The sequence below is a fragment of the Clostridium sp. CTA-6 genome (assembly GCF_054768115.1).
The window spans coordinates 19954-34897 of sequence record NZ_BAAAAU010000001.1; the positions used below are offsets into that span (position 1 = coordinate 19954).

Below are 14944 nucleotides of genomic sequence, written 5' to 3' on the forward strand. Positions count from 1 at the left end.
CAGTTTTAATAATATTTTTATTATAATGATAGTTGAGGTGTAGCATATACTCCAACTTTATCAAAAGCATTTTTTACAATTTCAACTTCTTTACTATTGTCACCATAAAGATCTTTAGCAACTCTAACTACGTCATTTCTACATTTAGCAAAATCGGTTGTTTGATCCCAGTAATAGCAATTAGCTATATAAAATAGTTTTCCCATAATATCCTTACTATCTTTTGTTCCCATTTTTTCAAATCCATCTGCAATTAAATAAGCCGCATGGTTTATTATACCTGAATTTTTATGAACTCCACCGTTATCTTCAGACATATATGCATAATCTTTCATATGAGCTGGTTGGCCTCCTCTAGATGGGTTTTCCATATCTCTCATTACCCCTCCAGCAATCCAGCAATCTTCACCTAATACAAAGTTTTTACCCTCAACAGCTGTTCCCATAATATCTGAGAAGGATTCGTTTAAAGCACCAGATTCATTTGCATAATTAAGGTCAGATTGTTTATTAGTAACACCATGACTAAGTTCATGTCCTACAACATCTAAAGATTTAGCAAGAGCAGAGAAGCGTACTCCGTCACCATCACCAAAGAACATACTATCATATGGTCCATACCAAAAGGCGTTACCCAAATTTTTGTCTACATGGACAAATCCATTAACATTCATACCTTTATTATCAATACTATTTCTAGATAATTTATTTTTATAATAATCATAGGTCTTAGCTGTATTTACATAAGCATCTACAGAATTAACTTGATTATCATTTATAAAATTATTATTTGAATTAGATACTAGTTCGGATTGAGACATTAATCTCTGTTTATAGTCAGGAGCACCATAGTAATAATGTTCTATAATATATCTGTACAAATCGTCACCACTAACTTGATTTTTTAAATCATATAGATAAATCTTTCTATTATTGTCTTTTAAATAATATCTTCCATTGCCATAAGTTAGATCAAGATTTACTAGTCCATCTAAGCTAGTTCTTCCTATTCCTTTAACGCTTTGGCCTTGTACATCAGTTACACTATTTACATTACTAGCATTAGCCTTTTTAGCTTCATTTTTTTCAGCTTCATCTTTAATTTTTTTAGCATTAGGTAATTTTTTATCTTTATTTTCAACTAAAGTAGGAGTAGTATCAAATTTATTTACTATAGAGCCGTCTTCAGCATTAACAAAAATATTCCAATTACCGCTATCTGTCATTGCATTTACCAAATAAACTACATAAGGTTTTCCTTCAAAATTGTACAAATATAAATCAGCTTTTTCACTATTTGATTTTTGATCTTTAATATCACCTTTAGCTTTTGCTATGGCGTCTTCTTTTGATAGTTTGATTTTGTTTTTCCAATTTCCATTTTCAAAAACAGTATCAACTCTACCATTTATAGAGTTCATAGTTGAGTCTTTTTCAGTAGTAAATACAATTCTTCCATAGTATACAGGTATACCTTCTACTTCATAAATTGTATGATAGTGAGTTTTACCTTTGTCATCTTTTAAAGTTTTAGTACTCTTAAGAGTACCTTTTTTTACCCCAAATTTAGAGATGTTTTTTTCAAAGAAATTAGTTACTTCTTGAGCGTTGTTAAATTTCTTTTGCTTTATGTCTGTAGTAGCCTTTTTAGTATTTTGTTCACTTTTGTCCCAGGATATTGTTGTGGTTTTTGGCTCGCTTTTACTTTCTTTTCCTACAGGTGCAGCTGAAACTGCTGAAACTGCTGAAAAAGTGATTACAGCACTTAATACTGTAGCTAATAATTTTTTACTTTTCATGAATAAATAACCCCCAGTTAATATATTTTTACTTATAAACCTATTGATATTTATATAGCAAAATATCAATAGGTTTATAATTTTATATAGATATATTTATAGGTTCAATAGGATTTTTATTATAATGGTAATTGAGGTGTAGCAGTTATTCCAACTTGGTCAAAAGCTTTTTCAACAATTTTTACATAGTTGCTATTTTCGCCATAAAGTTCTTTAGTAACTTGAACTACGTCATTTCTGCATTTGGCAAAATTTGTTGTTTCATCCCATTTATAACAATTAGCTGTATAGAATATTTTTCCCATAATATCTTTACTATTTTTTGCACCAGTTTTTTCTATTCCATCTGCAACTAAATAAGCAGCATGGTTTATTATACCTGAGTTTGCATGAACTCCACCGTTGTCATTTTCTTGATCGTTAGGCATATATCTATAATCTTTCATGTGTGCTGGTTGGTCACCTCTAGATGGATCCTTCATATCTCTCATTACGCCGTTAGCTACCCAGCAATCTTCACCTATTATAAAGTTTTTACCCTCAACAGCTACTCCCATAATGTCTGAGAATGATTCGTTTAAAGCTCCAGATTCATTCTCGTATTTAAGATTAGATTCTTTATTAGTTACACCGTGGCTCAGTTCATGTCCCACAACATCTAAAGCTTTTGCTATAGAAGAGAAGTATACTCCATCACCATCACCAAAGAACATACTATCATATGGTCCGAACCAAAAAGCGTTACCAAAATTTTTACCAATATGGACAAATCCATTAACATTCATACCATTACCATCAATGCTGTTTCTGTTTAAATTATTTTTATAATAATCATAGGTCTTTCCCATATTTACATAAGCGTCTATAGAGTTAGCTTGATTGGCATTTACGAAATTATTACTTTGATTAGATACTAGTTCGGATTTAGACAGTAATCTTTGTTTATAATGAGGTCCTCCATAGTAATAATCTCTGATATACATAGATAAGTCATTAGCACTAACCTTATTTTTTAAATCATATACATAAATATTCTTACTACTATCTTTTAAATAATAGTTTCCGTTTTTATAAGTTAAATCAATATCTATTATCCCGTCTAAACTAGTTCTACCTTTTCCTTTAACGGTTTGGCCTTGAACATCGATTACATTATTTGCATTGCTAGATTTTTTAGCTTCATCTTTAATTTTTTTAGCATTGGGTAATTTTTGACCTTTAGTATCAATTAAAGTAGGAGTGTTATTGAATTTATTTACTATAGAACCATCTTCAGCATTAACAAAAACCGTCCAACTCCCATTATCTGTAATTAGATCTACTAAATAAACTACATAAGGTTTCCCATCAAAATTATAAAGATATATATCGGCCTTTTTACTAGTTGCTTTTTCATCTTTAATATCATTTTTAGCTTTTGCTATGGCATTATCCTTTGATAGTTTAATTCTGTTTTTCCAATTTCCATTTTCAAAAACAGTATCAATTCTACCATTTATAGAATCCATGGAGGAGTCTTTTTCAGTTGTAAAGACAATTCTTCCATAGTATACAGGTATACCTTCTACTTCATAAATCATATGATAGTTAGTTTTACCTTTTTCGTCTTTTACAGTTTTGGTGCTTTTAAGAGAGCCTTTTTGTACACCAAATTTAGATATGTTTTTTTCAAAGAATTTAGCTATTTCCCCAGAATTATTAAATTTCTTTTCAGTTATATCAGTAGTAGCTTTTTTAGTATTTTGTTCATTTTTTTCCCAAGTTATTGTTGTAGTTTTTGGTTCAACTTTACTTTCTTTTCCTACAGGCGCAGCATAAACTGCAGAAACAGTAGAAAGAGTGATCACAGCACTTAGCACTGTAGCTAATAATTTTTTACTTTTCATGAATAAATAACCCCCATTTAATATATTTTTACTTATAAACTTACTAATGTTTATAAAGTAAAATACTAAAATTATATAGTTTTATAAATATATTTTATAATCAAAGTATATTTGATTATAATGGCAATTGAGGTGTAGCAGTTATTCCAACTTTATCGAAAGCATTTTTTACAATTTCAATTTCTTTACTATTGTCGCCGTAAAGATCTTTAGTAACTTTAACTACATCGTTTCTGCATTTAGCAAAATCTGTTATTTGATCCCAGTAATAGCAGTTAGCTATATAGAATATTTTTGCCATAATATCTTTACTATCTTTTGCACCCATTTTTTCAAATCCATCTGCAATTAAATAAGCAGCATGGTTTATTATACCTGAATTTGTATGAACTCCACCCCAATCATGATCTTCATCAACAGGAAGATCTCTAAAATCTTTCATATGAGCTGGTTGATTTCCTCTAGCTGGATTTTTCATATCTCTCATTATCGGTCCATATTGAGCACTAGGTATCCAGCAATCTTCACCTATTTCAAAGTTTTTACCCTCAATAGCTGTTCCCATAATATCTGAGAAAGATTCGTTTAAAGCACCAGATTCTTTTTCATATTTAAGATCGGATTGCTTATTAGTAACACCATGACTTAGTTCGTGGCCTACAACATCTAAAGCTTTAGCAAGAGGGGAGAAGTATAGTCCGTTACCATCGCCAAAGAACATACTATCGTATTCTCCATACCAAAAGGCGTTACCATAATCTTTGCCTACATGAACAAATCCCTTAACATCCATACCTTTATTATCAATACTATTTCTAGATAATTTATTTTTATAATAATCATAAGACTTACCCATATTTACATAAGCATCTACAGAGTTAACTTTATCATTATCTACAAAATTATTATTGGAATTAGATACTAATTCAGATCTACCCATTAGCGCTTCATTGTGGTTCCCAGGGTACCAAGTCAAATAATTTTCTAAGTCAGTGTCATTAACTTGATTTTTTAAATCATATATATAAATTTTTCTATTATTATCTTTTAAAAAATATCTTCCATAGCCATAAGTTAGATCAATATTTACTAGTCCATCTAAGCTAGTTCTTCCTACTCCTTTAACGCTTTGACCTTGTACATTAACTATACTATTTACATTGGTAGCCTTATTAGCCTTTTTAGCTCCATCTTTAATTTCTTTAGCATTGGGTAATTTTTCAGCTTTATTGTCAATTAAAGTAGGAGTATTATTAAATTTATTTACTATAGAGCCATCTTCTGCATTAACAAAAACATCCCAATTGCCGCTATTTGTAATTAAATTTACTAAATAAACTACATAAGGTTTTCCTTCAAAATTGTACAAATATAAATCAGCTTTTTCACTATTTGACTTTTGATCTTTAATATCAGTTTTAGCTTTTTCTATGGCATCTTCTTTTGATAGTTTGATTTTGTTTTTCCAATTTCCATTTTCAAAAACAGTATCAACTCTACCATTTATAGAGTCCATAGTTGAGTCTTTTTCAGTAGTAAAGACAATTCTTCCATAGTATACAGGTATTCCTTCTACTTCATAAATTGTATGATAGTGAGTTTTACCTTTGTCATCTTTTAAAGTTTTAGTACTCTTAAGAGTACCTTTTTTTACCCCAAATTTAGATATGTTTTTCTCAAAAAATTTAGTTATTTCTTCAGCGTTGTTAAATTTCTTTTGCTTTATGTCTGTGGTAGCCTTTCTAGTATTTTGTTCACTTTTGTCCCAAGATATTGTTGTGGTCTTTGGGTCACTTTTACTTTCTTTTCCTACAGGTGCAGCTGAAACTGCTGAAACTGCTGAAAAAGTGATCACAGCACTTAACACTGTAGCTAATAATCTTTTACTTTTCATGAATAAATAACCCCCATTTTAATATATTTTTACTTATAAACTTTTTAATGTTTATAAAGTAAATATAGTTTTATAAATATATTTTATAATCAAAGTATATTTGATTATAATGGCAATTGAGGTGTAGCAGTTATTCCAACTTTCTCGAAAGCATTTTTTACAATTTCAACTTCTTTACTATTGTCACCGTAAAGATCTTTAGCAACTTTAACTACATCATTTCTGCATTTAGCAAAATCTGTTGTTTGATCCCAGTAATAGCAGTTAGCTATATAAAATAGTTTTCCCATAATATCTTTACTATCTTTTGCACCCATTTTTTCAAATCCATCTGCAATTAAATAAGCAGCATGGTTTATTATACCTGAATTTATATGAACTCCACCCCAATCATTATCTCTATCAACAGGAAGCTTTCTAAAATTTTTCATGTGAGCGGGTTGTCTTCCTCTAGATGGATCTTTCATATCTCTCATTACCTCTCCATAGAACCAAGTAGGTATCCAGCAATCTTCACCTATTTCAAAGTTTTTACCCTCAATAGCTGTTCCCATAATATCTGAGAAGGATTCATTTAAAGCACCAGATTCCTTTTCATATTTAAGATTTGATGCTTTATTAGTAACACCATGACTTAGCTCGTGGCCTACAATATCTAAAGCTTTAGCAAGAGGAGATAAGCGCACTCCATCACCATCGCCAAAGAACATACTATCGTATTCTCCAACCCAAAAGGCGTTACCCAAATTTTTGTCAAAATGAACAAATCCCTTAACATTCATACCTTTATTATCAAGACTATTTCTAGATAGTTTATTTTTATAATAATCATAAGACTTAGCCATATTTGCATAAGCATCTATAGAGTTAACTTGATTATCATCTACAAAATTATTATTAGAATTAGATACTAATTCAGATCTACGCATAAGCTCTTCATTATGGCCACCCTTTGGAGAGTCATAAAAATCGTTTAAGTCATCCAGATCAACTTGATTTTTTAAATCATATATATAAATTTTTCTATTATTATCTTTTAAATAATATCTTCCATTGCCATAAGTGAGATCAATATTTACTAGTCCATTTAAGCTAGTTCTTCCTACTCCTTTAACGCTTTGACCTTGTACATCAATTACATTATTCACATTATTAGCCTTTTTAGCTTTATTTTTTTCAGCATTGGGTAATTTCTCAGCTTTAGTATCAAGTAGAGTAGGCGTATTATTAAATTTATTTACTATAGAACCATCTTCAGCATTAACAAAAATATCCCAATTACCGCTATTTGTAATTGAATTTACTAAATAAACTACATAAGGTTTGCCCTCGAAATTATACAGATATAACTCAGCCTTTTCCTTGTTGGATTTTTCATTTTTAATATCAGCTTTAGCTTTTGCTATGGCATCTTCTTTTGATAGTTTGATTTTGTTTTTCCAATTTCCATTTTCAAAAACAGTATCAACTCTACCATTTATAGAATCCATAGTTGAGTCTTTTTCAGTAGTAAAGACAATCCTTCCATAGTATACAGGTATACCTTCTACTTCATAAATTGTATGATAGTGGGTTTTACCTTTGTCATCTTTTAAAGTTTTAGTACTCTTAAGAGTACCTTTTTTTACCCCAAATTTAGATATGTTTTTTTCAAAGAATTTAGTTATTTCTTGAGCGTTGTTAAATTTCTTTTGCTTTATGTCTGTAGTAGCCTTTTTAGCATTTTGTTCACCTTTGTCCCAAGATATTGTTGTGGTTTTTGGATCACTTTTACTTTCTTTTCCTACAGGTGCAGCTGAAACTGCTGAAACTGCTGAAAAAGTGATTACAGCACTTAGCACTGTAGCTAATAATCTTTTACTTTTCATGAATAAATAGCCCCCATTTTAATATATTTTTACTTATAAACCTATTAATATTTATATAGTAAAATATTAATAGGTTTATAATTTTACATAAAAATATTTATATAATTAAAATATTTTTAATTATAATGGTAATTGAGGTGTGGCAGTTATTCCAACTTGGTCGAAAGCGCTTTCTACGATTTTGACATGTTTACTATTTTCACCATAAAGATCCTTAGCAACTTTAACTACATCATTTCTGCATTTAGCAAAATCTGTTATTTCATCCCAGTAATGGCAGTTTGCTCTATAAAATAAATTTGCCATAATATCTTTACTATCTGACTCACCGGATTTTTCCATTCCAACTGCAATTAAATAAGCAGCATGATTTATTATACCTGAATTTGTATGAACTCCACCCCAATCATGCTCTTTATCAACAGGAAGATCTTGAAAATCTTTCATATGAGCTGGTTGATTTCCTTTAGATGGGTCTTCCATATCTCTCAATGCATCTCCAGGAATATTTGGAGTATAGCAGTCTTCACCTAACTGGAAGTTCTTACCCTCAATAGCTACTCCCATAATATCAGAGAAGGATTCATTTAAAGCACCAGACTCCTTTTCATATTTAAGATTGGATTCTTTACTAGTTACACCATGACTCACTTCATGACCTACAACATCTAAAGAACTTGCAAAGGAAGAGAATAATTTACCATCTCCATCACCAAAGAACATAGAACCAAGGTCATCTCTCCAAAAGGCATTATTGAATTTTCTACCAGTGTGAATGAATCCTTCAACATTCATACCTTTATTATCTAGACTATTTCTATTAAACTTATTTTTATAGTAATCATAAGTTTTGGATAAATTAACATAACCATCTACTGCAGTAACATGTTTATCCTCTGTAAATTTATTGCTGTTATTTTCTACAAGGGTTGAACGTCTTAATATATAATCTTTAGAAAAAAGACCAATTGTAGGAGCCCAACTATTATTTATGTCATATAGATAAACATTTTTATTACTATCTTTCAGATAATATTTTCCATTTCCATAGGTTAAATCAATATCAACTATTCCGTCTGAAGTAGTTTTACCTTGCCCTTTAACAGTTTGACCATTAACATTTATTACATTATTTATATTGGCAGGTTCTTTGGAAGCTTTTTTAATTTTTTCAGCATTAGGTAAATTTTCATCTTTATTTTCAATTAGGGTAGGGGTATTGTTAAATTGATTTATTATAGAACCATCCTCAGCATTAACAAAAACATTCCAATCTCCATTATCTGCAACCAAATTAACTAAATAAGCTACATAAGGTTTTCCTTCAAAGTTGTATAAATATAAATCTGCATTTGTTTTAGATAAACTATCATGTTTTATGCTATCTTTAGCTTTTTCTATAGCATTATCCTTTGATAGTTTGACTTTGTTTTTCCAACTGTTATTTTCAAAAGTGGCATCAATTTTACCAGTTATAGAGTCTATAGATGAATCTTTTTTAGTTGTAAAAACAATTCTTCCATAATATACAGGAATATCATCTACTTGATAAATCATATGATAGTTAGTTTTACCTTTGTCATCTTTTACAACTTTAGTATTTTTAAGAGAACCTTTCTTTACACCAAATTTAGAGATGTTCTTTTCGAAGAATTTAGTTATATCCTGGGAGCTGTTAAATTTTTCTTGAGTTATGCCAGTAGTAGATTTTCTAGTATTGTGAGTGTTATTTTCCCAAAATATAGTTGTAGTTTTTGGCTCGCTTTTGCTTTCTTTTCCTACAGGTGCAGCAGAAACTGCAGATACTGCGGAAAAAGTAATTATAGCACTTAACACTGTAGCTAATAATCTTTTACTTTTCATAAATATCTTAACCTCCAATAGAATATAAATTGTTACTTATAAACCTATTAATATTTATTAAGTAAAGTATTAATAGGTTTATAAGTTTATATAGATATATTTATAAACTTAAAATATTTTTAATTATAATGGTAATTGAGGTGTAGCAGTTATTCCAACTTGATCAAAGGCATTTTCAACAATTTTTACATGCTTACTATTTTCACCATAAAGGTCTTTAGTAACTTTAATTAAGTCATTTCTACATTTAGCAAAATTTGTTGTTTCATCCCATTGATAGCAATTAGCTCTATAAAATAATTTTGCCATAATATCTTTACCATTTGCTTCACCGGATTTTTCCATGCCATCTGCAATCAAATAAGCAGCATGGTTTATTATACCTGAATTTGTATGAACTCCACCCCAATCATTGTCTTCATCATTAGGAAGATATTTGAAATCTTTCATATGAGCTGGTTGATCTCCTCTAGATGGATCCTTCATATCTCTCATTGTATCTCCAGGAATATTTGGTGTATAACATTCTTCACCTATTTCAAAGTTCTTACCATCAATAGCTACTCCCATAATATCAGAGAAGGATTCGTTTAAGGCTCCAGATTCATTTTCATATTTAAGCTTGGATTCTTTACTAGTTACACCGTGACTTACTTCATGGCCTACAATATCTAAGGATTTTGATAGGGGAGAGAATACTCTTCCATCTCCATCACCAAAGAACATAGCACCTAGATCATCTCTCCAAAAGGCATTATTAAAATTTTTACCAGCATGAATAAATCCTTCAACATTCATACCTTTGTTATCTATACTATTTCTGTTGAATTTATTTTTATAATAATCATAGGTTTTGGATAAATTAACATAACCATCTACTGCAACAACATGTTTATCATCTGTAAACTTATTGTTGTTATTTTCTACAAGATTTGATTGTCTTAATATATATGATTTAGGATAATTATACAAACAAGCCCAGCTGTTATTTATATCATATAAATAAATGTTCTTATTACTGTCTTTTAAATAATATTTTCCGTCTTTATAGGTTAAATCGATATCCACTATTCCATTTAGACTAGTTTTTCCTTGGCCTTTAGTACTTTGTCCATTAACATTTATTATACTATTTATATTAGGAGCTTTTTCAGAACTTCTTTTAATCTCTTCAGCATTGGGTAATTTTTGATCTTTATTATCAATTAAAGTAGGGGTGTTATTAAATTTGTTTACTATAGAACCATTTTCAGCATTAACAAAGACATTCCAATCTCCATCATTTGTAACTAAATTTACTAAATAAACTACATAAGGCTTTCCTTCAAAATTGTACAAATATAAGTCTGCATTTGATTTAGATAAATTATCATATTTTAGGCTACTTTTAGCTTTTTCTATAGCATTATCCTTTGATAGTTTAACTTTGTTTTTCCAACTTTCATTTTCAAAAGCAGTATCGATTCTACCATTTATAGAATCCATAGATGAGTCTTTTTCAGTTGTAAAAACAATTCTTCCATAGTATACAGGGATGCCTTCTACTTGATAGATCATATGATAGTGAGTTTTACCTTTGTCATCCTTCACAGCTTTGGTATTTTTAAGAGAACCTTTCTTTACACCAAATTTAGAGATGTTTTTTTCAAAGAATTTAGTTATCTCATCAGAATTGTTAAATTTCTTTTGAGTTATATCGGTAGTAGCTTTTTTAGTATTTTGTTCACTTTTGTCCCAAGATATTGTTGTGGTTTTTGGTTCCTTTTTACTTTCTTTTCCTACAGGTGCAGCAGAAACTGCAGAGACTGCTGAAAAAGTGATTACAGCACTTAAGACTGTAGCTAATAATTTTTTACTTTTCATAAATATTTACCCCCTATATGGTTAAATGGAATTTACAATATTAATTATATCAATTGCCAAAATAAAGAACAATTCACAAATTAACCATTTATTAACACTAAGTTTAAATTTACGAATTATTCTTTGAAATTGTAAATATTCCTTCAATTTTTAAAATTCAGTATATTATATGTGAATAAAAAAAATTATGTTCCCAAATAAATGAATATATTAATTTATTAATCTATTTGGATATGAATATATATAGCCTATTTCAAGGTTTTGGAGCAAATGAAAAAATATAAAATTTAACAAGCTATACTGTATAATTTATTTATAGATTAAATAATTATAAGCATTTATAATATTTGTAGATATATTATATGCTTGTTATTGTTTGAAGAAATTTGTAAAAAAATATATTATAATTTATTAACTAAATGTAAATATTGTTCAAAAATATAAAAGTATATGAAGTGGATTATGCACAAAAAAATAATCTGTGTAAACTCCATAGAAAGTAATAATAATTTTTATAAAATTAGAGTTTTCACAAATTATTTTAAATTTTTATTGTAATATAACTATAGAAAAATGGGAAATGAAATTTTGGAGCTATAAATAGGTTAAATTTTTCATACTTAAATCTAAAACTTTAAAAGAATGAGTAAGTGATCCAGTAGAAATATAATCTACACCACAGTTTGCTATATTTTTTATTTTGTCTAAGGTTACATTTCCAGAAGCTTCAGTTATTGCTCTTCCATCTATTATATATATGGCTTCCTTCATCATATCTAAAGACATATTATCAAGCATAATTATATCTGCTTTACAATCTAGAGCTCCTTCTAATTGTTCTAAATTTTCAACTTCAACTTCTATTTTTCTTACGAAAGGGGAATTGTTTTTTGCTAAAGCTATAGCATTTTTTATTCCTCCCGCTGCATTTATATGATTATCTTTTATAAGAATTCCATCATTTAATCCAAATCTGTGATTAAAACCTCCACCAACCCTTACAGCATATTTCTCAAAAATTCTAAGATTTGGAGTAGTTTTTCTAGTATCTAGTAATTTAGTTTTTGTGCTTTTCAATTCATCTACAAATTGTCTAGTTAAAGTAGCTATTCCACTCATCCTTTGGAGGAAGTTTAAAGCAACTCTTTCTGCAGTTAGGAGAGTTTTTACATTTCCGAAAACTTCACCTATTTTTTCATCTTTATGTACTTTATCACCGTCTTTTATATAAAACTTAGCATCTACATCTCCAATTAATAAAAATACCCTTCTAAAAACTTCTAAGCCAGCAATTATACCATCTTCTTTTGCAATTAAATCTACTTTTGCTTTTCTGTTTTCCTTCACTATAGATTCTGTAGTTATGTCTTCAAAGGATATATCTTCTTTAATTGCAGATTTAAGTATTTCATCAACAAGTAACCAATTCATTTTGTAAATCACTCCTTAGCTTAAGTAGAGATTTTGTAATTATTTTTTTATTTAATAAACTATAATATCCTATATTATGTTCCAATATATAAGCCTTTGTATTTGATAATTCAATATTATTTATTTCAAAATTTATTTTTTCAGCTCCCCGTTTTGCAAATACTAGTCCTTCTAGCAAAGAGTTGCTAGCTAGTCTATTTCTGCCATGTACTCCAGTGCAACTTACTTCACCAAAAGCATATAAACAATTCATAGAAGTTCTTCCAAATAAGTCTACTTGGATCCCACCCATGAAATAATGTTGTGCTGGAGATACAGGAATAGTATCTTTACAAATGTTTATGCCGTTTTTTAAACAATTTTCATAGATAGTAGGGAATCTTTTTTTTAAAAAGGTTTCTGGTTTAAAGGTAATATCTAAATATACATTCTTAGAGTTAGTTTTTCTTTCCTCTTCAAGGATATATTTGGTTACTATATCTCTAGAAAGTAATTCATTTACAAATCTTTCACCTTTAGAATTTAAAAGCTTTCCTCCTTCGCCTCTTACTGATTCAGAAATTAAAAATTTTCTTTCCTTAACAGTGGTCTTAAAAAATGCTGTAGGATGAAATTGTATATAATCCAAGTTTTTAATTTCTATATTGTTTTTTATAGCGATGGCTATACCATCTCCAGCTATAATTGGCTCATTAGTTGAGTTTTTAAATAATCCGCCTATACCTCCTGTTGCCAATAATGTTACTTTTGAATATATGTTTATTTGTTCTTTATTTTTTAAACATATACCTCCAAAGCAAGTATTAGCATTTTGTATTAAATCTATAAGATTACAATTTTCAATTATAGTTATATTGCTTCTTTTAAGTGTATCCTTGATTAAGGTTTCTTCTAATTTTTTACCGGTACAATCCTTAAAATGGACTATTCTGTTTATACTATGAGCTCCTTCTCTTGTATAACTTAATTGGTCTTCGTATTTATCTAAGTTAAAGCCCATATCCTGTAATTTGTTAATATTTTCTCTAGATTCCTTTGCTAATGTTTTTACTGCACACAAATTATTTTCATAGGATCCTGCTTTCAAAGTATCTTCTACAAAAGCGTTTATATCATCCTTATTTCTTGCTACAGAGATTCCACCCTGGGCTAGGGTAGTATTACATTCATTAAGTTTACCTTTTGAAATTATTACTATTTTTAAATCTTTTCTTAAATTTAAAGCTGAATATAATCCAGCTACGCCACTTCCAACAATTAAGATATCAGCGTAAATATTCATGATTATTTGCCTCCTAAAGTATGCATATTTATAAGAGCATCATAGGCCTTTAATCTTAAACTTTCATCTAATTCTATTTTATAATTTAAATTTAAAAGACTATCATAAACATTTTTTAAAGAAGTTTTTTTCATGTTTACGCAGTTCATTCCTTCTTCAGGAAAATAGAATTGTTTTTCTGGATTTTTTATTTTTAACTGATAAAGAATTCCTTCTTCAGTAACTATTAAAAATTTTTTATCATTGCTTTCTGTTGCAAATTTTATAATATCTCCTGTACTTCCTACCAAATCGGAAGCATGACGAATTTCTTTTTTACATTCTCCATGACACAAAACTTTTATATTAGTATGTAAGCTCTTAATTTTTTCAATTTCTTCTAATCTTACTTTGTGGTGAGTTATGCAAAAACCATTCCATAATATTATTTCTTTATCTGGTATTTGGGATTGTACATATTCTCCTAAATTTTTGTCTGGAATAAAAATTATTTTTTTCTCTTGTAAGTTTTTTATAATGTTTATTGCATTCGATGAAGTACAGCAAACATCACATACAGATTTTACTTCAGCAGAAGAGTTTATATAACATACTATCTTTGCGTCAGGATGATTTTCCCTTAAACTTAATACATCTTTTTTGGATACCATATCTGCCATTGGACATCCAGCATCAAATACAGGCAAAAGTATGGTTTTATCAGGAGAAAGAATTTTAGCACTTTCAGCCATAAATTTTACTCCGCAAAATAATATTGTGGATTCACTACAATCTTTTGCTATTTTACTTAGGTAGTATGAATCACCTACTGCATCTGCTATATCTTGAATTTCAGGTTTTTGATAATAGTGAGCAAGTATTATGGCATTTCTTTCTCTTTTTAAATAGGCTATTTTATCTTTTAAATTTGTTCTCATATAATCCTCCGAAAGTATACATATTTTATATACAAATGTATATACAGCTGTATATAAAATATACCATTATGAAATCTTAATATCAAGTATATAAAGAAGTATATTTTGCATTATTTATCCATATGGTAAGGGTGTGAAGAG

Annotated in this window: 9 protein-coding genes; all 9 read right to left on the reverse strand. The window is 28.9% G+C overall.

The features are described 5' to 3' along the window. Positions 1-20 precede the first annotated feature (20 nt). The 9 genes from ACYUDJ_RS00085 to nadA all read right to left on the reverse strand — a co-directional run bounded on the left by ACYUDJ_RS00085 (position 21) and on the right by nadA (position 14803). Entirely contained in the window at positions 21-1799 is a 1779-nt protein-coding gene (locus tag ACYUDJ_RS00085; protein ID WP_003486595.1) for a M4 family metallopeptidase, read from the reverse strand. A 119-nt stretch (positions 1800-1918) separates the two neighbouring features. Then, positions 1919-3685, reverse strand: coding sequence for a M4 family metallopeptidase (locus tag ACYUDJ_RS00090; RefSeq protein WP_003486593.1), 1767 nt, complete (start codon positions 3683-3685; stop codon positions 1919-1921). 115 nt (positions 3686-3800) lie between these two features. Continuing rightward, a complete protein-coding gene (locus tag ACYUDJ_RS00095; RefSeq protein WP_003486591.1) occupies positions 3801-5579 on the reverse strand; it encodes a M4 family metallopeptidase in 1779 nt (592 codons plus the stop codon). A gap of 104 nt (positions 5580-5683) precedes the next feature. Then, entirely contained in the window at positions 5684-7447 is a 1764-nt protein-coding gene (locus ACYUDJ_RS00100) for a M4 family metallopeptidase (RefSeq protein WP_043031835.1), read from the reverse strand. A gap of 120 nt (positions 7448-7567) precedes the next feature. Continuing rightward, complete coding sequence (locus tag ACYUDJ_RS00105; protein WP_003486587.1) at positions 7568-9310, reverse strand: M4 family metallopeptidase; 1743 nt, start codon at positions 9308-9310, stop codon at positions 7568-7570. A 123-nt stretch (positions 9311-9433) separates the two neighbouring features. Then, complete coding sequence (locus ACYUDJ_RS00110; RefSeq protein WP_460289479.1) at positions 9434-11173, reverse strand: M4 family metallopeptidase; 1740 nt, start codon at positions 11171-11173, stop codon at positions 9434-9436. 594 nt (positions 11174-11767) lie between these two features. Continuing rightward, complete coding sequence (nadC, locus tag ACYUDJ_RS00115) at positions 11768-12604, reverse strand: carboxylating nicotinate-nucleotide diphosphorylase (protein ID WP_003486583.1); 837 nt, start codon at positions 12602-12604, stop codon at positions 11768-11770. After that, on the reverse strand, positions 12585-13886 hold the full coding sequence (locus ACYUDJ_RS00120) for an L-aspartate oxidase (protein WP_003486580.1): 1302 nt from the start codon (positions 13884-13886) through the stop codon (positions 12585-12587). The genes nadC and ACYUDJ_RS00120 overlap by 20 nt, the downstream gene beginning before the upstream one ends. Before the next feature lie 2 nt (positions 13887-13888). Then, complete coding sequence (gene nadA, locus ACYUDJ_RS00125) at positions 13889-14803, reverse strand: quinolinate synthase NadA (protein ID WP_003486579.1); 915 nt, start codon at positions 14801-14803, stop codon at positions 13889-13891. Positions 14804-14944: the final 141 nt, after the last annotated feature.

Bases quoted from the DNA above. Each gene is read 5' to 3' on its own strand.
- ACYUDJ_RS00095 (WP_003486591.1), bottom strand. From the start codon at position 5,579: ATGAAAAGTAAAAGATTATTAGCTACAGTGTTAAGTGCTGTGATCACT.
- nadA (WP_003486579.1), bottom strand. From the start codon at position 14,803: ATGAGAACAAATTTAAAAGATAAAATAGCCTATTTAAAAAGAGAAAGA.
- nadC (WP_003486583.1), bottom strand. From the start codon at position 12,604: ATGAATTGGTTACTTGTTGATGAAATACTTAAATCTGCAATTAAAGAA.
- ACYUDJ_RS00100 (WP_043031835.1), bottom strand. From the start codon at position 7,447: ATGAAAAGTAAAAGATTATTAGCTACAGTGCTAAGTGCTGTAATCACT.
- ACYUDJ_RS00105 (WP_003486587.1), bottom strand. From the start codon at position 9,310: ATGAAAAGTAAAAGATTATTAGCTACAGTGTTAAGTGCTATAATTACT.
- ACYUDJ_RS00085 (WP_003486595.1), bottom strand. From the start codon at position 1,799: ATGAAAAGTAAAAAATTATTAGCTACAGTATTAAGTGCTGTAATCACT.
- ACYUDJ_RS00120 (WP_003486580.1), bottom strand. From the start codon at position 13,886: ATGAATATTTACGCTGATATCTTAATTGTTGGAAGTGGCGTAGCTGGA.
- ACYUDJ_RS00090 (WP_003486593.1), bottom strand. From the start codon at position 3,685: ATGAAAAGTAAAAAATTATTAGCTACAGTGCTAAGTGCTGTGATCACT.
- ACYUDJ_RS00110 (WP_460289479.1), bottom strand. From the start codon at position 11,173: ATGAAAAGTAAAAAATTATTAGCTACAGTCTTAAGTGCTGTAATCACT.